This is a genomic window from Psychrobacter sp. C 20.9 (assembly GCF_001921765.1).
GTDB classification, from domain to species: domain Bacteria; phylum Pseudomonadota; class Gammaproteobacteria; order Pseudomonadales; family Moraxellaceae; genus Psychrobacter; species Psychrobacter piscatorii_B.
Genome location: NZ_MRYC01000047.1, coordinates 1 through 280 on the forward strand (window position 1 = coordinate 1; position 280 = coordinate 280).

Consider the following 280-nt stretch of genomic DNA (forward strand, 5'->3'; position numbering starts at 1 on the left):
GGAACGGGCGCTGGCCGATGCGCGGGTGGCGCTCGCCGAAGCCACTGTAGCGGACCTGCAGGCGCGGCTCGACAAGACGCGGTTGACGGCGCCGGTCGATGGCACGGTGGGCACGATCGTGACCGAGCTGGGCGAGATTGTGCCGGTCGGCAAGCCGGTGCTGCTGCTCGATGCCGACCGGCCATGGTTCGCCTTCACCCTGCGCGAGGACATGCTGGGCAAGCTGACGGTCGGTGGCACGGTCGATCTCGACATGGCCGGCGGCAAGCGGATCGCCGCG

1 protein-coding gene is annotated in these 280 nt (G+C 70.7%); it reads left to right on the forward strand.

The genetic code is table 11. The annotated features are described in order from the left end of the window. Positions 1-280 (forward strand): HlyD family efflux transporter periplasmic adaptor subunit (locus BTW00_RS13750; protein WP_143506633.1); only part of this gene is annotated, 280 nt, incomplete at both ends.